Genomic DNA, 25,895 nt, shown 5'->3' on the forward strand with positions numbered 1-25,895 from the left:
CTCACCCTTTTTATCTATTAAAGTAAAACAAAAACCAAAGGTTTTTGTTTTACTTCATAATTTCAATCCACTCTTTTACGTTTGATTCATCAATGAAATCAATTCCTGTATCAACAACTTTAGGAATTTCCATTCCCATTGCTTTTTGTAACAACATAACAATTGTCATTGAACCTTGAATATGAGGTCTTGTTGATGATGATGCTTGAATGATCCCACTATCAACAAGGTTTAAAATATCAATTAAATTCTCTAATCCAACAACTTTAATTTCACCGACTTTACCTGCTTCTTCAACCGCTGCTCCGATTCCTACAGGTGCAGCTGCATCAGACATTAAGTATCCCTTTAAATCCGGATTAGCTGCAATAATTGATGCTGCTTGTGTTTTGGCCTCTTCAATGCTGTCATTACTAATTCCCCCTTCAATGACTTCAATATTAGGAAATTGTTTTAGATATTCAAGCATTGATTCGTAACGTTCGTTATGATTTGGTGCCGATGGGACACCTTGCATAACCGCAATTTTTCCTTTTTCATCAAGTAATTCAACCAATCGCTCTGCCGCTAGAACTGCTTGTTCACCAAAATCATTTCCCACACTACTTAAATGTGAATTTTCTGGAGCTGGTGCATCAAAGATAACGACTGGGATACCTTTCTTTTCAATTTCTTCTATAACCGCTTTATTTCCTTCGTAGTCAATCGGATCGAGTGCAATTCCGTCAGGATTTGTTGCTGCCGCTTGTTCTAAAACTGAATTTTGTTCAGCAACATCAGCTGTACTTGGAGCACGATAATCAACTTTAATCTCTACACCCAAGTGTTCAGACATTTTCTCTGCTTGCTGTTGTGCACCTTTATTTACTTCATCGAACCAAGCATGGACAGCTTTTGGTACAATAACAAAAGTGTATGAATCTTTTTTCCCATTTGCTTCTGGACCCTTTGTATCAGGACTACAACCAACTAATGTAAGGACCAACATGACTGCTAATAATAAACTACTGAATGACTTTTTCATTTTTCCTCCTGTAAACGCTTTCGCTTGACTCTATTATATTCTCTGCATTCTCAAATAAATTCTATAATCTCTAAATTTTGTTTGCATTTGCAAAAGATAGTGTAAGCGCTTCCCTACTGTGTTATTATCGTGAATTTGTGAATATTTCTTCTTTTTCATCATTATTTTATAAGTTTTTAATGAATTTCCTTAGTTTTTGCAAATAAAAAACCAGTCGGTGACTGGTGTTAAACTTTATAAATCAATATTCAAGGACAACAATTTCTGGTCTAGCAAAGAATCTTAATGGAAAGAAAATCACTTTTCCACCAACACCTGAACTAACATAGACATCTGTTTTTTCTAATGCAACATGACCATATCTAAATTTTTGACCATATTTGCTTGTAACGGCAGGTGCAAATAAACCAAAGAACGTAATTTGACCTCCATGGAAATGTCCTGATAAAATTAGGTCAACTTTTTCATCGACCTTCATCGTAAAGTCTGGATTATGAGCAAGAAGAACTGTATAGTCATCACGAAGATCTTTAATAAGGGGTTTTCCTTCTTTAAAATCATCAATGCCATATATATTTAGACCAAACAGATTGATTGACTCATTTTTTAGTAAGTGTATTTTCGCATCTTCCAAACCCTTTAAGACTGTTTTTAAATCTCTATAATCATGATTACCCAAAATTGCATACTTTTCAATATCCATTTTTTCTAAATAATCAAAAATCATATGATTACACGGAGAATGATTATGAATAATATCTCCTCCCAATAATAAAACATCTGCTTCTTGTTTTTCAAGATATCGAATTAAACGACGGGCAGCAAGATGATCAAAACAACCGATATGATGATCAAATTGAATATCTGATATAAATATTATTTTTTTACCTTTAAACTCTACAGGTACTTGATGGTATCGTTGGTAATCACTTAATTTAATCGTTGTGGTTTTAAGATTATAATATTCAAACATTGAGTAAAAGAAAAAAATGATAAAACCAAAATAAAAATATTTCATGAAGTCTTAATCCGATTCAAAGCCGTTGTAATTGGAACTGCAATCACAACACTGGCAACAACCTCCAAGAAACCATTTGTGACAATAGTCCCCCAAATGAATACTAAAACTGATGCTGGCATCGCAGACGTTAGATTGACATCGCCAGATTTCAAAATTAAGAAATACAATGGAATCAACACAAATACAGTATGTGCAACAGTGGACAATGATGCCGTTAAAGCGGCTCTTAATGAATAGTTAATGGTTATTTTTTCTAATAAATTATTGATAATTACGATTGTAAAACCAAATAATAGTCTCGGCAAAACTGAGACTAGAGGATTGACGAAGAATACATCTAAAGGCATCGTTGGTCTAATCGCTGAAATAAATAACGATGACAAACCAAATGCTAAAGCATTAATAATCGCTCCTTTTGGCCCTAAAACTAAACCTGCAACAATCACAGGTATGTGCATGATTGTGATTGACACTGCACCTAAATGAATCATACCTAAGTTGGGTACTAAGGCCATTACGACAGTAATCGCAATAAACAATGCATTCATTGTCATATCTTTTGTTTTACGATTCATATAAACACTCCTTTTTATAGATAGCATAGAGTCCGTCATTGAGCAAGAAAGGATCATAAATAAACCCTTCCAATTCATTTTCAATCAAGGCTCCATACCCTCCTGTAACTATTTTAACACACTTAATGCCTCGTTCATCTTCCATACGCTTTGCAATTCCTTCAATTTGCCCTATCAATCCATACATAATTCCAGATTGAATCGCATCAATAGTACTATTACCGATTGCATTCTTAGGAAGTTTAATGTCAACCATTGGCAGATGTGGAATAAAATCATGCAGTGATTTAACAGATGTTCCAAGGCCTGGAAGAATTGCACCACCACAAAAATTACCATCTTCATCGGTATAAGTTAATTTTGTGGCACTGCCAACATCAGCAACAATAATAGGTTTATTGTATTTTTCCATTGCCCCCATACTTGTCGCAATAAAATCAGCACCAATATCCATCGGATCTTCTAATAGAATAGTTAAGGACTTAACCGTCTTGGCACTCACAACAAACACAACCGATGCAAAAACAGACTTAAGTGCCTTCATGAGACCATCGTGAACATGCGGAACTACACATGATACGACAACTGCCTCAACCTCAACCTCTATCCGTTCAAACATTTCTTTATAATATGTTTCGACTTTGTTTTTTTCAGTGATAATCCTTTGTTCATAAACTCGCGTTCCTTCATCATTATAGGCAACCATTACAGTATTAGAATTACCAACATCAATTGTTAAAATCATAAAAACACCTCTTTTCAATCCTACAAAAAAGTGCAGGACCTTCCTGCACTAGAATATCATATTTGTGAAGCTTTTTAAATGGATTGGAATTTTGAAATTAAAAAACAAAGTCTTAATTTCACCCTTTATTTCAATCTTATAACGATTTTCTTCTTTATAAACTACACTCTCACACCATTGACAAACGGGATTATTAATGGCAGATTTTTCAATTGTTTCATTATAGCCATGGTGATTGTCTATTTCATAAATTAAGTAATTTCTAAATTGATGAGCTTGATTTAATTGCTGGGTCAATGACGCCAAGTTAATCCCTGTTAATAAAAAGACACAGATGAGTAGCCATAGACCATAAAACTCAAGTGTTGCTTTCATTCTACTTCAGTCATCTCTTCCCATTGATCTAAAAGAGTGCCTTTTAAAATATCTTTAAATTCATTTGAAAAGACAATCATTCCAGTCGCAATAATTGTTACAACGAGCACTAAACCATACTCTTCAAAAAATGCCTTCATTAACAACACCCCCCTTCCATCATTTGATGCATAACCAAGTACATCATAAACATGAATAAAAAACTTACGATGAGCATTGGAATAAAAATAATGAATGTTTTTTGATTTATCGCTTGCTTTTGCTTCTTTTTACGAGAAGTGTCCAACCATTCGCTGATTAATTTTGTAAGATTCAACAACCCTTCATCATCCTCACTTGCAATAAAATTGTGACGATAAAGATAATGCATAGCAGTTTTAATATTCCAGTTATCGAAATCTTTGAGAAACAACTCAAAAGCGGATAAATCGTTAGGAAAATCGTGAAGTTTTTTTATCAGTATTTCTAAATCATTTGAAATAATTACAGGCGCCCTACTCACTGATTTTTCCAATGCGTTCAAAACAGTATTAGATTGAAGAAGACAATGAACTTGATTCATCCAAATTGGAAATTCATAATCAATTTTCTCTTTAAGCACCTTGACCTTACTCTTTATTTTTAAATATGGAATCATCATAACAAAACAAGCAACAAGCAAGGAATAAAGACCCATCTTAAAACTTGTCACTATCAAAACAAAAAGAGACAAAATCCAGAATGTTATCAGAGTGTGATCACATTTTTTAGGCTCTTCATTCAGCAAGGTTTGATGACGTTGAAATTGTTCCGTTCTCAGTATATTAAGGATGAGTTTTCTTCTAAAACCTGTTAATACGATTAGAAATAATCCAACCATTGCAATCATAAACATTCCTCCTTAAAAACTGCCTTCGTCTTAAACACGGAGTGGTTTAATAACAAAATCATTAAATTGGATAATAGAAATAAGGTCATTGCCGTTTGATAGGAAGAATTTGAGTCCAAATTAATTGTTTGATTCAACATATTTTTACTTAAGAGTGCAAGGATTGTACTTAAGCCTGTAGCTATGTCTAATTTCTTAACGAAGCTAAACAAATCTTTTTGAAAACTTCTAACGTTTTGACTTAACTTTAATATATCAGCCGTAACACTTTCGATTCTTAAATCTAAATTTTGATCTCCATATTCTTCATGATTAAGGATAATGGTAACCAACGTCCGCCATAAATAATGGGAGTGAAATTGCAAGAGCATGCTGGTCTTATCTTGACTACAATCAAGGTCTTTCATCAATCTTTTTATTGGCTGAATTGTCCTGGTGAATTCATGACACCGTTTTAATGATGATTCTAACCGTTGTTCTTCTTTAAAATAAAGACTAAGATGGATCATGAAATCATTAAAGTTTAATTGTCGATTAAAGTCATCGTTCCAAGCATAATACCAAACCAGTGACTTTATTAAAATCAAACCATAAGCGATTAATACTACGACCATATTTTGATATTTTAACTTAAATTGCGTTACGAATACAATAAATAATATACTTAACAAAACTAATTTAATTGCTAGACCTTTATCCAGGATTTGTTTGACGTTTTCTTGCCAAAAACGTTTCGTAAAAAGATCCTTACAAAAATAAACTAAACAAAAAAGCAAGATACAATTTACAATCAAGATTTCACCCCATAGAGTAATGCTTTCTCTTTAATAATTTGAGGAATTTTTCGTGCATCTTTTTTTTCACGATAGTGGTAGACCAAGTTAATTTTATCTTCCTCATAAACCACAATTTCTCTAATTCTTCTTTGAATTCCTTCTTCATCGATATACATATCAATATGCACTCCAACATCTAGCATCGTTTTGACGCTCTTCCTTAAGCCTGATGCTGCATTGGGAACCATTGACTCTAGTCTTTTAGGTATATCTTTTGCTGATTGGGCATGAATTGTACTGATTAAATGAGTGCCCGAATTGACGGCATTAAGAAGATCAATAACTTCATGACCGCGAACTTCGCTTAGTAAAATCCAATCTGCTCGTTGTCGCAAACTCGCTTTAATCGCTTGATGATAAGAGAAATGGTTGTTGACTTTTAGCATAATGGCATCACGGGTTGGGTGCAAAGATTGATAATGTAGTTCATAGCTATCTTCTATTGTAACCACTCGTTCATTTTCATCAATCGCATCGGTTAAAAATTTTAATAATTCTGTTTTTCCTGCTCCAGGAAGTCCTGAAATCATGATATTAGCACGCGCTTGAATTGCATACTCTAAAAATTTTAACGCAGAACGACTGATATAGTTGTTGTTTAGAATCTCATCTGCTTTAAATCGTGTTTTTCGATAACTCTTGCGAATTGAAATGCTGACATTACCACACACTGAAGGGTGCAGAATACTAACCCTTAACACATCTAAATCAGCCTCTAATACAGGATTTTGACCATTAAACTGTTGATTGACACAATTAGCAATTCGTTCTGCCAAATGCAATGCTTCCTTTGCATCTAGCATATCACCATAAGTACAGCGTCCTTTGTCTAAATGATCGATCCAAACATCCGTTCCATTAAAATTGATATCTGTTACGTTTGGATCCTCCACAAAATCTTTTAATTTCCCAAAATCAATCAACGTATCCCACCTTATCTAACACGACCCACAACAACAAGTCTTCCATTATTTTGCGCTGCAATAAAATCCTTTACTTTATCTTTTTTAACCGCCAATAAAACAGTTTTCGCACTTGTTTTTCCTGCTTCTACAGTCATTCCCTTCCGATCTTTGACACCAATCACTCGAATATTTTCAGCTACCAAGTCTTCTTTTTGATTCTTAGTATTTTTATAACTTGAAAAGATATCCACACGGTGTCCTTTCTTCAATGTTCCGCCTAAACTTTCTAAACTTCCCGCTTCAACACCAATCATACTCTCATCTGGTTTTAAACCTAAGAGGATATCCTCTTCATTGTTTTTCTTAATGATATTTTGTTTACTTAGCACATCTCCTGGGTAAATATGATGTTCTAAACGAACATATTTATTGAGAACTTCTTCACGTTTTGTGTACTGGTTGTCATTCTTCATTGCCTTAGGTATTTCTATTGCAACAAGTTCATCAACCTCTATTTTTTCTTGTGGCTTTAACTCTTTGTTTACAGAATAAACAGTGATAGTTTGCACGTGATGATCAAAAATTACTTTGAACACTAACAATAACATCACCACACTCAATCCAAGTAAAGCAATCGACTTAATTTTTTTCTTCATCAGCAATCTCCTCTACAATCGTTTGGTCAAATTCATAATCAGTATCTTTGTATTTAATTTTAAATTTTACACGTAATAGTCTTGGATTCATATGAAATCCTTTGACATCAATCCAATAACGACTATTTTTAGGCAAATACTCTTTTATCTCTTGGTCAAACATCTCTCTGATTGTTTCCTTATCCTTCAGATTTTCATGAACGGTTGTTTGAAGTGTTCGATGATAAAGGTGACTAAAATTATTATATAGATGTTGATGGTGTGCATAGTTATTAATTTGAACTAAAATTGTGAGTACATAAATGATACACGCATATACAAGAATACTAAGTTTCATCTCTATCACCTCTACCAATTACTTTTCACTTGTATTTTTCCCTAAAAAAAAGCAAACCTGTATGGTTTGCTTTTCATGACAATTCTTATTTAACAACTAAATTAACAAGTTTATTCTTTACTAATATTTCTTTAACGACTGTTTTTCCTTCAATATGACGTTGAACAGCTTCATGCGCATACACTGTTTCTTTGATAATTGCTTCGTCTTCATCACGATTCATGGTTATTTTTGCTCTTAACTTACCATTCACCTGAACTACTAATTCAATTTCATTCAATACTAATTTTTCAGGATCAAATGTTGGCCATTCTTGATAAGTAATCCCTGTTTCACCACTCATCATTTCATATAACTCTTCGCCCAAATGTGGTGCGAATGTCGCTAACATTTTAATAAAGCCAAGTGCATAGTCTTTGTAGATAACTTTTGATTTATATGCTTCATTAACAAAAATCATCATTTGAGAAATTGCAGTATTCATCGCAAACGTTTCAATATCGTGGCTAACTTTTTTTACTGTTTGGTGATAGACAAAATCAAGTGACCCATCATTTTCCTCAACAATTTTTGCTTCTTCTGTAAATAAACGCCAAACACGATCTAACCAACGACGTGTACCATCTAAACTTTCTTCCGACCAGGATACAGTTCCATCAAGTGGTCCCATAAACATCTCGTAAACACGTAATGTATCTGCACCATGACTCTCTACAATATGATCAGGGTTAATGACATTACCACGTGACTTACTCATCTTCTCATTATTAGTTCCCAAAATCATTCCTTGATGATAGAGTTGTTTAAATGGTTCTTTCTGCGAAACAACACCCAAATCATACAGAACTTTATGCCAGAAACGGACATAGAGTAAGTGAAGAACGGCATGTTCTGCTCCCCCTACATACAAATCAACCGGCATCCAATGATCCAATAGTTTTTCATCCGCAATAACATCTTCATTTTTGGGATCTAAATATCTTAGGTAATACCAAGAAGAACCTGCCCATTGTGGCATTGTATTGGTTTCACGACGTCCCTTACTTCCATCAGAAAAAGTTACTTCAAGCCAATCTTCTGCCTTAGCAAGTGGCGATTGACCATCACCAGCTGGTTTATAGTCCTCGATGTTAGGCAACTCTAATGGTAATTCATCTAATTGAATTGCACGCATTGTTCCATCTTCCATATGAATAATTGGAATTGGCTCTCCCCAGTAACGTTGACGTGAGAATAACCAGTCTCGCAGACGATAATTTACTTTCGCATTCCCTTTGTCATTATCTTCTAACCACTGATTCATTGTTTTAATTGCTTCATCTTTATTCATGCCATCTAAGAATTCTGAATTAATATGAATGCCATCACCTGTAAAGGCTTCTTTACTAATATCTCCGCCATCCAAGACAGGAAGAATTGGTAAATCATATTTCTTCGCAAATTCATAGTCACGCTCATCATGAGCAGGAACTGCCATGATTGCTCCAGATCCATAGGACGCTAAAACATAATCCGCAATATAAATTGGTACTTTTGAACCATTCACTGGATTAATAGCATACGCTCCTGTAAAAAGTCCTGTCTTTTCTTTATTAAGTTCCGTACGTTCCAAATCACTTTTGTGTGAAACGACTTCAACATAGTGATCAATTGCTTCTTTATGATCTGCTGTCGTAATTAAGTCAACAAAAGGATGATCAGGTGCTAACACACAATATGTTGCCCCAAATAGTGTATCAGGTCGTGTTGTGAACACTGTAAAATCTAAATCATGGCCTTCAACACCAAAAATTACTTCTGCACCTTCTGAACGACCAATCCAATTGATCTGCATTTCCTTTGTTGAGTCTGGCCATTCTACTAAATCTAAATCTTCGAGAAGACGTTCAGCATATGCCGTAATTCTTAACACCCACTGACGCATCGGTTTTCGAATAACATCAAAACCACCCACTTCACTTTTGCCATCGATGACTTCTTCATTCGCTAACACTGTTCCAAGTTCAGGACAGTAATTAACAGGCTTTTCATCAATATAGGCAAGATCCATCTCAAAGAGCTTTGTGAAGATCCATTGCGTCCACTTAACAAATGATGGATCTGTTGTATCGATTTCTCGATCCCAGTCAAATGAGAATCCTAGTGATTTTAATTGTTTTGTAAATACTTTGATATTTTCTTGAGTAAATGTTCCAGGATGATTCCCTGTCTTAATGGCAAACTGTTCAGCTGGCAATCCAAACGCATCCCATCCCATCGGATGAAGAACGTTGTAACCTTTCATCCGTTTATAACGTGATAAAACATCAGTCGCTGTATATCCTCGTGGATGACCTACGTGTAGACCATTACCTGAAGGGTAAGGGAACATATCTAAAACATAATATTTGGGCTTTGAAAAGTCGTATGTATCTGTTTTAAACGTCTTATTTTCATCCCAATGCTTCTGCCATTTTCTTTCTATTTTTAAATGATTATACATATTTATCCTCCTAAACATAAAAAAAAGTACCATCTAAGGGCGAATCATTCGCGGTACCACCTTAATTCTCAAATTTACTTTGAGTTCTCAACCTCTTAACGCGAGTCACGAAAAAGTCTACTTTATTCAACCTTTTAGCTCAAAGGCGAGTTCTCAATCAGATCCTTAACGATTTTCACCAGCCACCGTCTCTCTAACAAGGTTCTTCTTAATACTACTCCTTCTCATTGCTTTATCCCTATTATTGTAAAGTTATCTCATAAAAAAGTCAATAGGAATACATTGAGTGAAAATTCATTCACATAAAACCTTTTCGATTGACAGACGGCATAGACATACTATAATAGTTACAGTAGGAGGTTTTTATGAAAAAACTATTAACAATCTTAAGTGTGCTTGTTCTTCTCACTGCATGTGGTCAAAAAGACATCATGAAAGGCTACAAAGGTCTTAAAGGTCCTGATCATCAATTCGTAAGTGAAGACTATAAAGCCGTAATGAAGAAAATTGAAAATAAAGAACCAGGATTATACTACTTTGGTTTTTCAGATTGCCCATACTGTCAAGATCTTGTCCCAGTACTCAATGAGACTTTAGTTGAACTTGATCAAAAAGCAATTTATATCGATGTCAAAAACTCAAGTTTCCAAGGAATATCAAAAGCATTCCAAGACTTTGAAGCGACATTACCACAAGACAAGCAAAGTGGTGGAGCATTCCCATATGTCATGGGCATTGATAAAGATGGCAATGTCAATACACACAAAGGAACCGTCCAAAGTCATAACCTTGATACGGGCTTAACAGAAGACGAAGCAAAATATATTAAGCTTAAGATTAAACAATTAATCGGTCAATAAAGTAAAAAACCTAGATCATCTAGGTTTTTTTATTGCCCTAATTTAACTAAACGTTTATAAAGTGGTGGAATGATCATCAACGCAATCAGTGCTTCAATCATTCCATTGGTGAACACAATTCCCACTATGATTTTTATCAAGGATGAAGCGTTAACGTTCATCGCACTTGCATAAGCATTGGTAAATAAAATTCCAATAAGTGACAACACAAGTATCGTATTCAATAACGACCCACTTAAAACTGAGACAGATAAGGACTTCGTTTTATGGTATAAATAACCAGGTATCAAACCGACTATAATCCGTGGTATAAATACAATAATTAAAGCCAACCAACTCCCACTGCTCGTTCCAATAACAGGAATCATGGGTGAAAACGCAAAGGACAGTAAGCCTGGAGCCATGGTATTTTGAATTAAACTCATGAACCCAAAGATAAACCCCATCATCCCACCAAACTTAGACCCAAGCAAAAGGGAGGCAAAGATTACAGGAATATGAACAAGTGTTGCTTTAATGGGTCCAACTTGAATAAAGCCCAAAGGCGTCAAACTCATCACTACAATGATCATTCCAAAAAAACTTATTTGAACAAGTTTTTTATTTGTTTGATTTTTCATATAAAATTTACCAATCCTTTTAATAACAAATCTTTATCAACAATGTGTTCTAATTTTAAATGTTGGTGCATCAATCCTGCATTACCCCCCGTTATAATAATTGTTTCAATATCATGAACTTTAACGATATTTTCCAACAAACTTAACTGTGATAAAATGACACCTGAACGTATATTATCAACACTGTTATTGGCTTCATAACCAACATAACCATTCTTATTAATAAATGGGAGTTGACCTGTATTATGAGCCAGTGCTTTAATACTCATCCCAATGCCAGGTAATATCATCCCACCCTTTAAACCATCATCCTGACCAATGATATTAAAAGTTGTTGCCGTGCCAAAGTCACACACCAAACGATTCCCATGGTACCTCATAACAGCAGCATCAACGACCAACATACGATCAACACCCAGTTGTTCAAAATTGTAGTTGGACTGTTCAATATTGATATATTTACTATCATGAGACTTAATTTCTACAACTTCTAAATGTTTAAACGATTCAATTCCTTGAATAAATTCAGCATGCTTAGATGGGACAACAGAGGCAATCATAATTTTATCAATTTTGTTATAATCATAATAAGTCAAGAGTTCTTTCACTTCTCGGTGCTTTTTTGATGGTTGAACTTGCTTATTTTGATAGATTGCCGACCAAAGACTTGTATTCCCTATATTTAACAATAAAATCATTGTTTAACCTGTTCAACTACTTTTACAATATCTTCAATCTCTGCTAAAGCACCAATCCCCACATCTTTACAAGCAAGCAGACTTTCTTTAGGCTCTATTTCTTGCCAACCTTGCTCTTTTAGTGCTTTGATATTTTCTTGGACCAGTGGATTTAAGTACATTTGTGTATTCATAGCAGGTGCAATAATTTTAGATTTTTGATGAGCAACCAACGCAATATTACTGAGCATATTATCAGCTAAACCATAACGAAGTTTCGCAATCGTATGGGCAGTCGCTGGTGCAATTAAAAAGACATCAATTTTCTTAACAATTTCAACATGATAAATACTATTTGGTACTTCTTCATCAAATGTATCGACTAACACCTTATTTCCCGATAATATTTCTAGTGTCAGCGCTGGAATAAATTGTTGAGCGGACGCAGTCATGACAACATGTACATCCCAGCCTTTTTTCTTCAATTGACTCACCAAATCTGCTGCTTTGTAAGCTGCAATACTCCCTGTAACACCAATTACTATTGTTTTCATTGCATTGTCCCTCTTTTCAAATATACATCAATAATTCCTTGAGCAATCTCTTCTTTTGTCGTAAAAGTTTGTATAAACCCTGTTTCGTCACATAAATAAGCTTTATGATTTTTTACTGAAACAAATTCTTTATGGTTAGCGATAACAAAGTCTGATTTTGCCTTTTTAATTTGTTCTATGCTTGCATTCAATAAATCTGAATCACTGGCATTCGCAAGTAATTTAAAACCAATCAAGGTTCCTTCAGAATATTGTTTAAAGTGATTTATAATTTTAGGTGCTGGTGCAAGTGTTAATTGTACAGGATAATCACTGGATATCTTTCCACTACCAACAGGTAGTGGGTCATTGTTTTGATACATTGATTCGATGTAAAAATCAGAAATCGCCATGGCATGAACAATGAGACTAAATTGTTCTTGTTTTAATATTTTTAGGATTTCAAGCTCTAAATCTTGAACTCCATAAACTTCTATTGTTTGACAAGATAAGGTCGGAAGAGCAGCATTGCTTCCATGAACATAGACAACATCATACCCTAATTCAATAAAACGATCAGCAATTATCGACCCTAAGGTTCCACTCGCTGTATTTGTGATTGAGCGGACTGCATCAATTTTTTCTTCAGTACCACCTGCTGTAATTAAAATTTTACGCATTATAAATGACCTCTTTAAGCGTATCCAGACTCGAGTCGATATCTGATTCTCGAATTGTATTAATAAGCAAACTGATGTTCAACCCCTCAATATAAATTAAAATATGTTCAACGAGTTCATTAGGATTGGTTGGCGTTAGTTCACCCTTTTTTTGTCCATATAAAATAATTGATTGTATGGTTAGACGGGCATTATTTGCTTTTTGTCGATTAAAATCTGCATTGGCTTTCGTAAACTGATACTCATAGGATGCTTTTAAAAATGAATCATGAATGTTTTTTAAACGATCAGCCTGAATTTTTAAATAAGCATCAAGCAATTGATGAAAACTAACATCTTTCTTCATGAGTTGTTCAACATCATCAACTATCTTTCGTTCCCGTCGAGCAATAATCTCAATAAAGACTTCTTCAACAGATTGAAAGTAGAGGTAAATTCCACCTCGACTAATCGCTGATGCTTCAATGAGGTCTTTCATTTTAACATTACTGTAACCTTTTCGACTGAAAACTGGCTTTGATGACTCAATGATATGCGTTTTTTTTGTTTCTCTCATTAGTTCGTTGTGTGACATTTTCCCTCCGATGACACTTGTGTCATTGAGTAATATAATACTATATCTAAACTATTTGTCAAGAAAAAAAGCGCCTAAGCGCTTTTAACGTTGACTGCAGGTAAAATTATTGTTTCTAAGTTCTTTCGTAATCGAGTCTAAACTTGCGTTTGATTGTTTTGGTCGAATTGTTTTCATCACCGATTCATCAATCACACCGTCTTTTAACACTAAATTTGTGTACCCATAATTATCAGCAAAGGCTTCGCCATCTAAATCGAATGAGAAGATAAACATCAAGGAACCTTGCTCATACCGTTGATTTGAGTTCGCATCTTTCGCGTTATCTTTATTTTGTGGTTCAGCAGTAAAGCAAACTGAATGCGTCACAAAGTTTTGATAATTTCCTTCTCGTGCTTGGTAATCACTGATAATTTGACTCTTTGCCATTTCTTCTAATTCACTAAGATTACTGATTTCTTGTGTGTTTTCTGGAACTCTTTCTTTACTCTCAAGTGTTAACTCAATGCTTGTTCGTTTTAATTTCAAGCCATGATCAACAAGATACTTATCTAACTCTTTGGTTTCAATTACTTCAATGGTATAGTTTTCATTTGCTTTGACCAAGTTTTTTGGTAGTTTAAATGCCAAGAGTTCTTTTAATTCAAGATCAGATAACTGTGCTTCGACCGACACAATTCGATAACTATTTTTTTCTGATACCGTTTCTACGCTAAGGTCTGCAAGAACATCAATTTCTTCAACCTCATTTAACGCACCAACTTCATACTCTAATTTCATTGGCTTTAAACGAATTTTTTTATTACTTAATTCCTTTTTATCATCATCACTAATCAAGACCTTAATGTCTCGTTTATCACCTTTGCTCAAGTTTTCATTTTTATGAATTTCAAAATCAATCTTTGCCATGATCTCTTCATCATCTTGAGTTTCATACGATTCAGGTTTAATTATTTCAAGGTATGCTTGGCCATCTGCTCCGATTTCTTTTATTTCAATGATATCAAATGGATTCACCGTCGTGTATGAAAAATAAAATCTCCAAGATAGAAAGAGTCCTAAAGAAACAACAAGCAATAAACCAATTGCAATCAAGCCATTTCGTTTTGACTGTTTTGTTTTAGTTTTAACTGTTTGCTTTCCTTTTTTTCCATTACTTCTTTTTTTACTTTGTTTTTCAACGACTTTTTCAACGATGACCTCTTCAATTTCTTGAGGCTCTTCAACAATAATCTCTTCTAACTCTTCAATTGATTCGTCTAATTCATCATAATTTTCTTCATCCACTGATGAACCAAAGATAATTGTTTCATCATCTTCCTTTTCAGGTAAGACATCGTCAGTTTCAATTTCTTCAAGGTTTTCTTCATTCTCAATTTCTAATTTCTTTTTCTTCATTGTCCTCACCTTTCTTTTCGCTACCTTCAATATACCATTATTTTTGCATAAAAAAAGTGTGAAATCCCCCACGATTCAAACAAGTAAAAAGGATAGCTTGGTTAAGCCATCCTTCTTTTAATTATTGGTTAATGTCTTTATGAATAAACCACCAGTCAAGATACGTTACATCTTTACTGTCTTTTAAAGCTTTTCTTTCGTTTGCTAAATCAACATTATTTGCTGGTTTCATAATGACTTGATCTCCTAAGAAATCATTGTGTGGCCAGTTTTCTGGTATTGCAACTTCATGAATATCAGCTGCTTGCAATGCTTTTGTAGCACGCAATACTTCATCAATGCTACGACCAACTTCTTGTGGATAGTACATAATTAAACGTAAAATTCCTTTGTCATCGACAATAAAGACTGCACGAACGGTGTTGGTTCCTTTTGCTTCATGAATCATACCTAGTTCCATTGCTGTGCGTCCTAATTCATCAGCAATCACAGGGAAATTAACATCAACGTCAACTTTTTCTTTGATCCATTCAATCCATTTCATATGTGAAAATACACCATCAATTGAGTGACCAATTAATTCAGTGTTGATTTCTTTAAATTTATCGTGTGCTTTCGCAAATCCAATAAATTCTGTTGTACACACTGGAGTAAAATCACCTGGATGGCTAAATAGTACGAACCATTTTCCTTCATAGGCATCAGGTAAAATCATATCACCTTTTGTTGTTTGTACCTTTAATGTTGGTAATCTTTCTCCCAATACAGGGAATCCTTTATTCATTGTCAAAATAACTTCCTCCTCGTCTACTATCAGTATAAATGATAATGATTATCATTTCAAGGGCAAGTGTGGTTTTTACAATAAATCTTTAATTAATGTTGAGCGTGGCTTATCACTTAAATCAGTTAAACTTAAATCAAAAATTGTGAATGCACCAAATCGTTTACTTTTGTTCATTTTAAAAGCAGCTCGAGCACAAACAATTAATACGGTTGCTGTGAAGGAAGGATTGTCCTCTAAATCTAAGTTAAAACTCATCGTTTGGTTAAAGTCACCTGTTTGGCCATACCGTGTAACAATTCCGCCGTGAGGTTTTCCATGATGGTTTCTCTTTAGTTCTTCTTCACTAACAAAATAAACCAACGTTTTTGTGCCCGCGAAATAGTGGGGCATTGTGATGATGTCTTGTTTAATTCGATCATGATCTTTTTCATCTGCCACAACATAGCAATGACGTTCATGTTTTTCTTCTTTATCGTATGATAAGCCGGCCTGAACTTTTTTTAGTGTTTCAGTGTTGGGAATCGTATATTGAACAGCTTTTTTAACACCTTCGACATTGAGTATCGCATTACTGTGTCCTTGACTTACTCCTTTACCCCAAAACGTTTCGCTAGTACCTATTGGAGTAATTGTTTCAAACAAAAGACGTTGCCAACTGAATAGACCTGGATCCCAACCAACAGAAATTATCGATGTCTTTTTCGCACGTTTGCTTGTTTTGTCAACATTGTCTAAATGTTCTGGAATTAAACGATGAATATCAAAACTATCAATGCAATTATAATACTGACTTAATTCTTGAGTTTGACTCATCAAATCTTGATCAGAACTTCCACATAAAATACAGACGTCAATATCATGCTCACCGTTAAGCAACTCATCATAATGAAAACTTGGATAAATTTGTGTTTTTAAATTATCTCGGCGGCTAAAAATTCCGATACATTGTAAATCTGGATAATTTTTTAAATGTGCTTCCACTGCTTTTCCAAGATTACCATAACCAACAATAGCTATTTTTATCATTTGAAAATCACATCCTTAAAATCATAACGTCCACAAGGAGCCTTAAAAATAAATTCAGCTGCTTCGTAAGCGCCTTGAGCAAATACAGCTTTTGAATTGGCGTGATGTTTTATTTCAATTTGCTCATTCTCTCCAAAAAAGAAGACTTGATGATCCCCCACTACATGACCACCCCGTAGTGAATGTATTCCAACTTCATTGACAAAACGGATTTCATCGTCCAAAGTTCTATCATAAATTGCGACTGCATCGTTTCGTACTCTTTTAACAGCATTAAATAACATCTCTGCACTGCCACTTGGTGCGTCTTTTTTGTATTGATGATGGGTTTCCGTTATCTCAATATCATAATTGGGTAAGCTTTGGGTCAACGTTTCTGTTATGCTCGCTAAAATATTCATACCACGACTAAAATTACCTGTTTGTAGAATTGGAATGACTTCAGCTGCTTCATTAATATAGTTATGATGAATATCACTCAGCCCTGTTGTGGCAATAACAAGGGGTGTTTTTGTTCTAACTGCATAATCTATGATACCTTTCGTAAGAGAAAAATGACTGAAGTCAATGATGACATCAACATCAACATTCACCTCATTAAGGTCATCAAACACTGGATAAGTGCTTGGTGATTTGCTTGGTGCATACCCTGCTGTTACATCGTAAAGTGAGGAGAATGTTTTTCCCATAGCACCATCGTATCCACAAAGTAATAGCCTCATTTTATCTGGTACTCCTCTAATAATTGATTCATAATTTCAACATTCGTTTCCTCGAGTGGTAAAAGTGGTAAGCGAAGCACATTATCAATATAGCCCATTTCTGCGAGTACATATTTTACAGCTGTTGGACTTGGTTCAATAAACAAATGGTCAATAAGAGCTTGGTAATGTGTTTGCATTCTTTCTGCTTGAATCACATTGCCTTCAAGATAGTGCTCAACCATACGATGAGTTTCTTTCGGTAATATATTGGCTAAAACTGAAATCACACCCACACCGCCTAATGCTAAGAAGGGAACGATTTGATCATCGTTGCCTGAGTATAATGCGAAATCATCATCACATAAGCGACGAATTTTTAAGATTTGAGAGAAATCTCCACTTGCTTCTTTTAAACCAACAATTCGCTCCATTTTTGATAACTCATAAACAGTTTCAGGTTCGATATTTACATTTGTTCTTCCTGGTACATTATAAAGTAAAATTGGGGTAGAAGTCTGATCGTGAATCGTTTGGTAATGGGCAATTAATCCTTTTTGAGTTGCTTTGTTGTAATAAGGTGTAACAATTAACAAGCCATCTACACCCATTTTTTCTGCTTCTTGGGATAAATAAAGGCTGTGCTGTGTATTATTGCTTCCAGTTCCAGCTATAACGGGAATTCTTTGATTCACTTCCTTGACAGTAAATCGAATAATTTCGAGTTGTTCTTCATCACTTAAAGTCGCCGTTTCTCCGGTTGTTCCAGCAATTATAATTGCATCGGTTTCATTGTCAATATGGAATTCGATTAAGTTTTTCAATGCACTGTAGTCAATACTACCATCTTCATAAAATGGCGTCACGATTGCTACGCCTGATCCTGTAAATAACATTTTATATCCCTCTTTCTTTTAATAATAATTGTAATATATCGACTGAATTACTGGCTGCACCTTTTCGTATATTATCAGCAACGCACCAAAGGTTTAGCCCATTTTCAACTGAATAATCTTCACGTATTCGACCAATGAAAACATCGTCACATCCTTGGGCTTCTGAAGCAAGTGGATAAACATTATCCATTGGATTGTCCCTCAATTCAATGCCCGGAAATTGTTTGTATGCCTCTTTCAATCGTTTTAAATTGATGGATCTTTCGCATTCAACATTGATGGATACAGCGTGGGTATTAGGAAGTGGTACTCGTGCGGTCGTTGCGGTAACAGGTAATGTGTCAATCCCTAATATTTTTTGTGTTTCTTCAATCATTTTCATCTCTTCTTTGGTATAGCCATTATCTAAAAAGGAATCAATATGAGGAAGAATGTTCTCATGAATAGCATGAGGATAATTTTCTGACACTTTATTTTCTAAGTCATTGAGTCCTGCATACCCTGAACCTGAAACTGATTGATACGTTGTATAAATAACTCGTTTCAAACTAAATAAATCATCAATGGCTTTTAAAGCCAGGACTGATTGAATCGTTGAACAGTTTGGATTAGCAATAATCCTACATTTATCATAGACTGCTTCAGGATTAACCTCTGGGACCACTAAGGGCACTGAAGTATCCATCCTAAATTGTGATGTATTATCAATAACAGTAGCACCACTATCAACAAATACAGGGCTATATTGTTTGGATAAATCTCCTGAAGCTGCGAAAAAGACATAATCAACAGGATTGTTTTTTATCGCCTCTTCCGTTAATTCTAAAATTATATGCTCTTCTTTGCCTATAACTTTTTTTGAACCTGCTGACCGTTTTGAAGCAAACAATACAAGTGTGTCATATTGAATATTTCTTTCTTCTAGTATCTTTAAAATTGTTTCACCAACTAAACCACTTGCACCAACGACGGCTAAATTAATACTCATGATGATCCCCTTTCTCTAAATCAAATGTCTTTGCTAAAGCAGTGACGATTTTTTCTTTATTACACTGATCAACAATATAAGAAATACTTATTTCTGAGGTTGAAACTTGATAAAACTTTACATCTTCATTTGTAAACACTTCATATACTTTGGCTGCAACACCAGATTGATATCGCATACCATTTCCGATAACTGATACTTTTATCACATCGTCTTTATATTGGTATTTATGATCTGTAAATTTTGAAATGACTGTTTTAACGTCTTCAAGATCCTCTTTCTTACTTGTGAATGAAATATCATCATTAAAGTTTTGACTAATAACATCGATATTAATGTCATTATTTGCGAAATATTCAAATAATTTTAGGACTTGTCGTGGTTCTTTTCCGAAGTTATTAACATTAAAAAGAACAACATTATCTAGAACTGATACATTATTTATTACATTTTCTTCTAACATGTCTTTTTTTCCTTTCTCTATGATTGTGCCTTGGCCCTGTCCTGTGTTGAGAGCAATCTTTATAGGAATACCAAATCGACTTCCTAAATCAACGGCGCGTGCTTCAATGACTTTAGCACCTAAACTTGCCATTTCCATACATTCTTCATAGGATATCCGTGAAATAACCTTGGCATTTTTCACAATTCTTGGATCTGCAGTATAAATTCCATCAACATCAGTATAAATCTCACACGGACAATTCAGTGCTACTGCTAGCGCAACTGCGGATGTATCGGATCCCCCACGCCCTAATGTCGAAATGTTATCGTCTTCGTCATAGCCTTGAAATCCGGCGACAATCACAATTTTACCTCGTTGATGTTCTTGACTGATGCGGGATGTATCAATATCTTTGATGCGCTGTTTCATGCTGTTTCCGTAAGTTTTAATTCCAGCTTGCCATCCTGTTAAGGAAATACTTTCTTGATCTAGAGAATGCAATGCCATGGAAAGAAGCGATATACTTACCTGTTCACCACTTGCCAAAAGAACATCCATTTCTCGTTTATTAGGGAGCAGTGAAATTTCATTGGCCATTTCGATTAATTGATTGGTTGTTTTCCCCATTGCAGAGACAACAACCACAACATTTTTCGTTTCTTTTTTTCTTTCGATAATCAATCGAGCAACCTCTTTAATTTTTTGGGTATCAGCAAGGGATGATCCACCAAATTTCATCACAATATGAGTCATCTGATCACATCCAAACGAACTAAATCTTCGAGTGTCTCTCGTTTGACCATCACTCTACTTTGTTTATTTTTCACGCCAACAATCGCTGGTTTTAGAATCTTGTTATAATTTGAACTCATTGAGTAAGTATAGGCACCACTTGCTGGTATAAGAAGTAAATCATCGGGCTGGACTTGTGGAAGTTGAGCCGTCTCTATCAACACATCGCCAGATTCACATAGCTTCCCTGCAACTGTATAATGTTCCAATTGTTTGCTTGCACTGCTTGTCCATGTCTCATAAACAGCTTCATAAAGAGCAGGACGAATATTTTCTGACATACCACCATCAACAAAGACATAGTTTTTACCACCAATCGTATACTTACTTCCTCCTACAGTGTACAAAGTTGATACAACATCATTAATGATTGAACGGCCTGGCTCAATAATCACCCGTTCAAGTTTTAAATGATACTTTTGCATTGCATCTTCAATCACATCAATATATTCTTTTAAAAATGAAGCCATTGCGAAGGGGGAATCCCCTTCGCTATAATAGACCCCGAACCCTCCACCTAAGTTAACCCAAGTTAAAGATGTTTTTAACTCTTTTTCAACCTTTGCTTGAAAATTTAGAACTGCATCACACGCTGCATAAAATGATTTTTTATCAAATATTTGTGAGCCGATGTGTGAATGAAACCCTCTAAAATCTAGCTTGGGATGGTCTATTAATTCTTGTATAAACATCATAATACGCTCATCATGAATTGATTCTCCAAATTTAGATGTGTTGGTACTTGTTTGAATATATCGATGGGTGTCTGTTTCAATCCCAACGTTTATTCTAAATAATACAGTTTGTTTGATTTCTTTGGTTTCAAGGACTTTACTTAAGCGATCAAGTTCATCGTAATTATCGATCACAATTACACCTACACCACTTCGTACCGCATATTCAAGTTCTTGACTTGTTTTATTATTTCCATGGAAATAACAATGCTCTAGGTTAATTCCAGCTCGCTTTAAAACATAAATCTCTCCCATAGAAGCAACATCAAAGTGTAAGCCTTGTTCATCCAAGAGTTGTGCAAGTGGCATATTTAATAGTGCTTTTGAAGCATAAGCAACTATTGTTTCAAATTGATTAGATTGGAACTGGTTTATAAATGTTTTGGCAGTTGTTTCTAACGCTTCTTCATCGACAATAAACAATGGTGTTCCATACTCTTTTTTTAGTGTCTTGAGTGCTACCCCACCGATTAGTAAATCATTAACTTGTGTTGTCATGGTTCCTCTTAATTTCATTTTATGACTCCTTCTATCCCTTAAAAAACAGAAAAAACTATAAGCAAAAGAGCCCATAGTTTAAAAAGTCGTCTTTTGCCCCAACATGAGAAGCGCTTCTAGGATAAGATTGGGCAACCTTATCAAGACAGTGTTGGACCTTTCGATACAACCCCAACATCCTTATGGATGCTTCGGCAATGAACCCTTTCACATTACATGCTACTTTTGTTCACTGCGGCCTCTTCCTCATATTGTTTGTTTATTCAATTTTATATTTACAGTATAACACACCCACTTACAAACGCAAATTATTCGCTATACTGGTAAACTAATGCCGAATAATATGGTGATTAAAATTAGGAGTGGTGCTGGAATTTTCTTACTTGCCAAAGAAATTGCTGAAGCAAATGTTATGACAAGCATTGGCAATGATAATGTATTCTCAATAGCCATCGTGATCGCAGAACTCAGAATCATACCCGTTGCAACAGGCATAATTCCCATAAGGGCAGCTTGTAAATACGAAAAGGTTCTAACCTTTAACCAAAGAGGATAGACAAAAAGGATAAGTAATGTTCCTGGAATAAAAATAGTAAGACCTGAAACAAGGCCTCCGATAATCTGTTTCAAGCTTCCCAAATCACTTGTTGCCATAGCGCCAAGGTAAGCACTAAAGCTAAACATCGGACCAGGCAGCCCTTGAACCAAACCATAACCATTCATAAAATCTTGATGACTCAATATTTGCGTCACCTCCACAAATTCTTGATACATCATTGGAATAACGACCTGTCCACCTCCGATTACGAGTGTTCCATATCGATAAAATGTTTCAAATAAATTCAAGAAAGGATTTTGTGACCATGCCTTAAACAAGATACTTAGAACAAACAATCCTAAAAAAATCAATAGATATCTCCATTCAATTTCAAGATCCATCGCCAGTTTAAGTTCTTGACGTTTTGTTTTCAACAAAGCCAACAAACCACCGACAACAATAACAACTGGGTAGATCCATATTTCTTTAATAAAATAGGTTGCAAGAGTTCCAAATACCAATAAAAACAAACTGAACGTATCAACAATCGTTTTCTGTGACATGCGATAAAGGGCTAATACAATAAACCCTAATGCTACTGGACCAATGAATCTGAGTGCTTTATTCACAGTTGAAAGTGGTAATAAATTGGCACTTAGGAATGATATACCAATCATCATCAAAACAGCTGGAACAATCCAAACAAGAAGTGTTTGGAGCACAAGTGCCAGACCACCAACTCTATATGCAATAGCTGTTAACGTTTGGGTACTGCTTGGACCTGGTAAAACTTTACTCAAGGCAATCAACTCAATAAATTCTTCTTCGCTTAAATAATTTCTTTTCGTGACAAGTTGATCATTAAACACACCAAAGTGTGCTTCTGGACCACCATATGAACCCAACGAACAAACAACGACATCCTTAATAAATTGACGATTTTTCATTCTTTCCTCATCTTTCTAAAATCTATTTTACCATAGCTGTTTATGATGTATGTTAACAATGATTAACATTATAAGTTCTTGCATCACTTTTTTTATCGTGGCATAATCAAGAAAAAGGGGGATGTCATGAGAATCGATAATCAACATGTTAATAAAGGATTGAACTATATTCTAAACAATTTATATCACGATTTGTCAGTCGATGATGTTGCAAACTACTGCAATATCTCCAAGTATCACTACAATCGTTTATTTAAAAAATCTACTGGCGAGAGTGTTTATGCCTTTATTCGACGCTTAAAAATAGAGAAGAGTACATTGCAAATTAAAATTGACCCTCACAAATCATTGACACATATTGGTTATGATTTTGGTTATAGCCCTGGAAACTACAGTAAAATTTTCAAGAATCTTATGGAGCAAACACCCTCTAGTTTTAGACAAAAAACACTCGATTACACCGTGAAATCTCCCTATAATAGAGGAACAATCCACTCGTTATATTCCTACGATGACTACAATAATTTAATCGAGATCAAAGAATTTCCTGACACAAAGGTTTTATACCATCGTTACTTTGGTTCATATCAAGATATAAAATCTAAATGGAAAATTTTTACAGATACCTACAAAGAGTATTTAAGTAGTGATTCGCTTCTAATTGAAAGAACTTATGATGACCCAACAGTCACCAATAAGCAAAAATGTATGTATGATATATGTATGAGTATCCCCATGAATCTAGACCATGAGGACAGCCAAATTATTCCTGGAGGACTGTATGCAGTCCTTCATTATGATGGTCCTATTGATCAAATGTATCTATCTTTTCAAGGTCTGTTTAGAGTTTGGCTCCCTAAAAGTGGTTATTATTTGGATAACCGCTATGGTTTTGATATTTATCGAGCTCATAATTCTAAAGCGATGACCATTAAATTTGATCTATGCATTCCTATTTCAAAGAGCACGTTTTGATAAGTTTTTTTATCCTAAACCCCATAAACTTAAAGATGTAATATCATTACAGATTAAAAGAAAGGGGTTTTTATTTTGAATAGTCACGATCTTCAAAACAAGTTAAGTAAAACAATCTTAGTGTATTCTATACCATCAATCATCGCTATGCTTCTTACATCCTCCGTATCATTAGTTGATGGTTACTTTATTGGCAACTATGTGAGCGAAGATGCACTTGCAGCCATCAATATGGGACTACCAATTTTATATTTATATCTCGGAGTTGGTTTAATGATTTCTGTTGGAGGTATCGCAATTGCAGGGCGCTATTTAGGGGCGAACAATATTGAAAAAAGCAATCAAGTTTTCAATCAAACCTTTGTAACTGCTTTGCTTAGTTCAATATTCGTTAGTTTATTATTTTTCATATTTCTACCAGTAATCACGCGTTTTCTCAATCCTACATTACAAGGTTATTTTAAAGACTATTATCTACTCATGTTGCTGGCCTACCCTATGATCATTCTTATCACTGGTTTTGGGATGTTTATTCGAGCAGAAGGTAAGCCGCAATTCATCATGTTCGTCAATGCATTTATGCTATTAATTAATATAATTCTAGACTACATTTTTACACTAAAATTAGAATTGGGTATAAAAGGGGTTGCCTATGCTTCGATTATCTCTTTGTCCTTTGGAATGATCTTACTTATTTACTATATCCTAAAACTGTCAACTATTTTCAAGTTTAAGAAAACCGTATTTGATCGCTCTATATTAAGAGAGACACTCTTAAATGGTGCTTCAGAGTTTATTGGACAAATGTCAATGGTTATTTCTATGCTTGCATTTAACGTTTCAATCATGAACTTGGAAGGAGTACAAGGGATCGCAGCTTTCACTGTCGTTGGTTATCTATCCTATATATTTAATATGATTGTCATTGGTTTTGGTCAAGGAGCCAGTCCGCTTATCAGCTTTTCATTTGGGGCAAATGAAAAAGAGTTAAGTATGAAAATCCGAAAAAAGACAACACAGTTTGTTTCGCTTGTTGCTTTTATTATGATTCTTATCGTTTATATTTTTAATCAAAGCTATGCAACATTTTTCGTAAATAACCAAGAAATTGTGAATTTGATTCGACCTGGTTTGAAATTATTTGTCTTGTCGTTTATCTTTGCTGGCCTTAATACTCTTGCTTCTTTCTATTTTACATCGATTGGTAAAGCGAAAGAATCAGCAATCATTTCATTTGCAAGAGGTTTAGGATTTTTACTTTTGGCTATCTTAATTCTCCCTAGACTTTTCCAAATGAACGGTATTTGGCTTGTTCCGTTAGTCACTGAGTTTTTAACAAGCATCATCGTAATCTATTACTTAAATAACGATAAAAGAAGTATCAGCTTTTAACTGATACTTC

The 25,895-nt window shown here is 34.6% G+C and carries 29 protein-coding genes, 1 riboswitch and 1 other annotated feature; of the genes, 3 read left to right on the plus strand and 26 right to left on the minus strand.

Annotated features, from left to right (window positions below):
• Nucleotides 1-49: 49 nt before the first annotated feature.
• The 12 genes from GVV10_RS05725 to leuS all read right to left on the minus strand — a co-directional run bounded on the left by GVV10_RS05725 (nt 50) and on the right by leuS (nt 9,824).
• The gene (locus GVV10_RS05725; protein ID WP_159520512.1) at nt 50-1,024 is read right to left on the minus strand and encodes a substrate-binding domain-containing protein; all 975 of its coding nucleotides are present in this window, start codon (nt 1,022-1,024) and stop codon (nt 50-52) included.
• Nucleotides 1,025-1,265: 241 nt separating this feature from the next.
• Nucleotides 1,266-2,042: a metallophosphoesterase gene (locus GVV10_RS05730; protein ID WP_159520533.1), complete on the minus strand. Its 777-nt coding sequence runs from the start codon at nt 2,040-2,042 to the stop codon at nt 1,266-1,268.
• Complete coding sequence (locus tag GVV10_RS05735; RefSeq protein ID WP_159520535.1) at nt 2,039-2,620, minus strand: ECF transporter S component; 582 nt, start codon at nt 2,618-2,620, stop codon at nt 2,039-2,041. The genes GVV10_RS05730 and GVV10_RS05735 overlap by 4 nt, the downstream gene beginning before the upstream one ends.
• Nucleotides 2,610-3,365, minus strand: a complete 756-nt coding sequence (locus GVV10_RS05740; protein ID WP_159520537.1) for a type III pantothenate kinase — start codon at nt 3,363-3,365, stop codon at nt 2,610-2,612. The genes GVV10_RS05735 and GVV10_RS05740 overlap by 11 nt, the downstream gene beginning before the upstream one ends.
• Before the next feature lie 48 nt (nt 3,366-3,413).
• A complete protein-coding gene (locus tag GVV10_RS05745) occupies nt 3,414-3,740 on the minus strand; it encodes a hypothetical protein (RefSeq protein WP_159520539.1) in 327 nt (108 codons plus the stop codon).
• On the minus strand, nt 3,737-3,880 hold the full coding sequence (locus GVV10_RS09450) for a hypothetical protein (protein ID WP_201290012.1): 144 nt from the start codon (nt 3,878-3,880) through the stop codon (nt 3,737-3,739). The genes GVV10_RS05745 and GVV10_RS09450 overlap by 4 nt, the downstream gene beginning before the upstream one ends.
• Entirely contained in the window at nt 3,880-4,608 is a 729-nt protein-coding gene (locus tag GVV10_RS05750) for a hypothetical protein (RefSeq protein ID WP_159520541.1), read from the minus strand. Before GVV10_RS05750 ends, GVV10_RS09450 begins: the two co-directional genes overlap by 1 nt.
• Complete coding sequence (locus tag GVV10_RS05755) at nt 4,605-5,222, minus strand: hypothetical protein (RefSeq protein WP_159520543.1); 618 nt, start codon at nt 5,220-5,222, stop codon at nt 4,605-4,607. Before GVV10_RS05755 ends, GVV10_RS05750 begins: the two co-directional genes overlap by 4 nt.
• 176 nt (nt 5,223-5,398) lie before the next feature.
• Nucleotides 5,399-6,367: a CpaF/VirB11 family protein gene (locus GVV10_RS05760; protein ID WP_236261873.1), complete on the minus strand. Its 969-nt coding sequence runs from the start codon at nt 6,365-6,367 to the stop codon at nt 5,399-5,401.
• A gap of 11 nt (nt 6,368-6,378) precedes the next feature.
• A complete protein-coding gene (gene cpaB, locus GVV10_RS05765; RefSeq protein WP_159520546.1) occupies nt 6,379-7,005 on the minus strand; it encodes a Flp pilus assembly protein CpaB in 627 nt (208 codons plus the stop codon).
• The gene (locus tag GVV10_RS05770) at nt 6,989-7,342 is read right to left on the minus strand and encodes a hypothetical protein (protein WP_159520548.1); all 354 of its coding nucleotides are present in this window, start codon (nt 7,340-7,342) and stop codon (nt 6,989-6,991) included. The genes cpaB and GVV10_RS05770 overlap by 17 nt, the downstream gene beginning before the upstream one ends.
• Before the next feature lie 85 nt (nt 7,343-7,427).
• Nucleotides 7,428-9,824 (minus strand): leucine--tRNA ligase, encoded by a 2,397-nt coding sequence (gene leuS / locus GVV10_RS05775; protein WP_159520550.1) that lies wholly within the window; start codon nt 9,822-9,824, stop codon nt 7,428-7,430.
• 32 nt (nt 9,825-9,856) lie between these two features.
• Nucleotides 9,857-10,061: a binding site (T-box leader), on the minus strand.
• 128 nt (nt 10,062-10,189) lie between these two features.
• Here leuS and GVV10_RS05780 point away from each other — a divergent pair.
• Entirely contained in the window at nt 10,190-10,684 is a 495-nt protein-coding gene (locus GVV10_RS05780) for a thioredoxin domain-containing protein (RefSeq protein ID WP_159520552.1), read from the plus strand.
• 29 nt (nt 10,685-10,713) lie between these two features.
• On the opposite strand, the gene GVV10_RS05785 is transcribed toward GVV10_RS05780, so the two are convergent.
• The 14 genes from GVV10_RS05785 to chrA form a co-directional block, all read right to left on the minus strand.
• Complete coding sequence (locus GVV10_RS05785) at nt 10,714-11,304, minus strand: ECF transporter S component (RefSeq protein WP_159520554.1); 591 nt, start codon at nt 11,302-11,304, stop codon at nt 10,714-10,716.
• Entirely contained in the window at nt 11,301-12,002 is a 702-nt protein-coding gene (locus tag GVV10_RS05790; RefSeq protein ID WP_159520556.1) for a type III pantothenate kinase, read from the minus strand. Before GVV10_RS05790 ends, GVV10_RS05785 begins: the two co-directional genes overlap by 4 nt.
• Nucleotides 11,999-12,535 carry a flavoprotein gene (locus GVV10_RS05795; RefSeq protein WP_159520558.1) on the minus strand — a complete coding sequence of 179 codons (537 nt, stop codon included), beginning with the start codon at nt 12,533-12,535 and terminating at the stop codon, nt 11,999-12,001. Before GVV10_RS05795 ends, GVV10_RS05790 begins: the two co-directional genes overlap by 4 nt.
• Entirely contained in the window at nt 12,532-13,194 is a 663-nt protein-coding gene (locus tag GVV10_RS05800; protein WP_159520560.1) for a phosphopantothenoylcysteine decarboxylase domain-containing protein, read from the minus strand. Before GVV10_RS05800 ends, GVV10_RS05795 begins: the two co-directional genes overlap by 4 nt.
• Complete coding sequence (locus GVV10_RS05805; RefSeq protein ID WP_159520562.1) at nt 13,187-13,768, minus strand: TetR/AcrR family transcriptional regulator; 582 nt, start codon at nt 13,766-13,768, stop codon at nt 13,187-13,189. Before GVV10_RS05805 ends, GVV10_RS05800 begins: the two co-directional genes overlap by 8 nt.
• An 84-nt stretch (nt 13,769-13,852) precedes the next feature.
• Nucleotides 13,853-15,166 carry a hypothetical protein gene (locus GVV10_RS05810; protein WP_159520564.1) on the minus strand — a complete coding sequence of 438 codons (1,314 nt, stop codon included), beginning with the start codon at nt 15,164-15,166 and terminating at the stop codon, nt 13,853-13,855.
• 121 nt (nt 15,167-15,287) lie between these two features.
• Nucleotides 15,288-15,950, minus strand: a complete 663-nt coding sequence (locus tag GVV10_RS05815) for a peroxiredoxin (RefSeq protein WP_159520566.1) — start codon at nt 15,948-15,950, stop codon at nt 15,288-15,290.
• Nucleotides 15,951-16,025: 75 nt separating this feature from the next.
• Complete coding sequence (locus GVV10_RS05820; RefSeq protein WP_159520568.1) at nt 16,026-16,979, minus strand: diaminopimelate dehydrogenase; 954 nt, start codon at nt 16,977-16,979, stop codon at nt 16,026-16,028.
• On the minus strand, nt 16,976-17,701 hold the full coding sequence (dapB, locus tag GVV10_RS05825; RefSeq protein WP_159520570.1) for a 4-hydroxy-tetrahydrodipicolinate reductase: 726 nt from the start codon (nt 17,699-17,701) through the stop codon (nt 16,976-16,978). Before dapB ends, GVV10_RS05820 begins: the two co-directional genes overlap by 4 nt.
• Nucleotides 17,698-18,576 (minus strand): 4-hydroxy-tetrahydrodipicolinate synthase, encoded by an 879-nt coding sequence (gene dapA, locus GVV10_RS05830; RefSeq protein ID WP_159520572.1) that lies wholly within the window; start codon nt 18,574-18,576, stop codon nt 17,698-17,700. Before dapA ends, dapB begins: the two co-directional genes overlap by 4 nt.
• Before the next feature lies 1 nt (nt 18,577).
• Nucleotides 18,578-19,564 carry an aspartate-semialdehyde dehydrogenase gene (locus GVV10_RS05835; protein WP_201290004.1) on the minus strand — a complete coding sequence of 329 codons (987 nt, stop codon included), beginning with the start codon at nt 19,562-19,564 and terminating at the stop codon, nt 18,578-18,580.
• Complete coding sequence (locus GVV10_RS05840) at nt 19,554-20,762, minus strand: aspartate kinase (RefSeq protein ID WP_159520574.1); 1,209 nt, start codon at nt 20,760-20,762, stop codon at nt 19,554-19,556. The genes GVV10_RS05835 and GVV10_RS05840 overlap by 11 nt, the downstream gene beginning before the upstream one ends.
• On the minus strand, nt 20,759-22,051 hold the full coding sequence (gene lysA / locus GVV10_RS05845) for a diaminopimelate decarboxylase (protein WP_159520576.1): 1,293 nt from the start codon (nt 22,049-22,051) through the stop codon (nt 20,759-20,761). The genes GVV10_RS05840 and lysA overlap by 4 nt, the downstream gene beginning before the upstream one ends.
• Nucleotides 22,052-22,133: 82 nt before the next feature.
• Nucleotides 22,134-22,285, minus strand: a riboswitch (Lysine riboswitch).
• Nucleotides 22,286-22,348: 63 nt separating this feature from the next.
• Nucleotides 22,349-23,518, minus strand: a complete 1,170-nt coding sequence (gene chrA / locus GVV10_RS05850) for a chromate efflux transporter (RefSeq protein WP_159520578.1) — start codon at nt 23,516-23,518, stop codon at nt 22,349-22,351.
• A gap of 126 nt (nt 23,519-23,644) precedes the next feature.
• Here chrA and GVV10_RS05855 point away from each other — a divergent pair, with 126 nt between their 5' ends.
• Both GVV10_RS05855 and GVV10_RS05860 read left to right on the plus strand, forming a co-directional pair.
• Nucleotides 23,645-24,493, plus strand: a complete 849-nt coding sequence (locus GVV10_RS05855; RefSeq protein ID WP_159520580.1) for an AraC family transcriptional regulator — start codon at nt 23,645-23,647, stop codon at nt 24,491-24,493.
• A 75-nt stretch (nt 24,494-24,568) separates the two neighbouring features.
• Complete coding sequence (locus tag GVV10_RS05860) at nt 24,569-25,885, plus strand: MATE family efflux transporter (RefSeq protein ID WP_201290005.1); 1,317 nt, start codon at nt 24,569-24,571, stop codon at nt 25,883-25,885.
• Nucleotides 25,886-25,895 lie beyond the last annotated feature (10 nt).

Source organism: Erysipelothrix urinaevulpis, assembly GCF_009828835.1.
Lineage (GTDB): Bacteria > Bacillota_I > Bacilli_A > Erysipelotrichales > Erysipelotrichaceae > Erysipelothrix > Erysipelothrix urinaevulpis.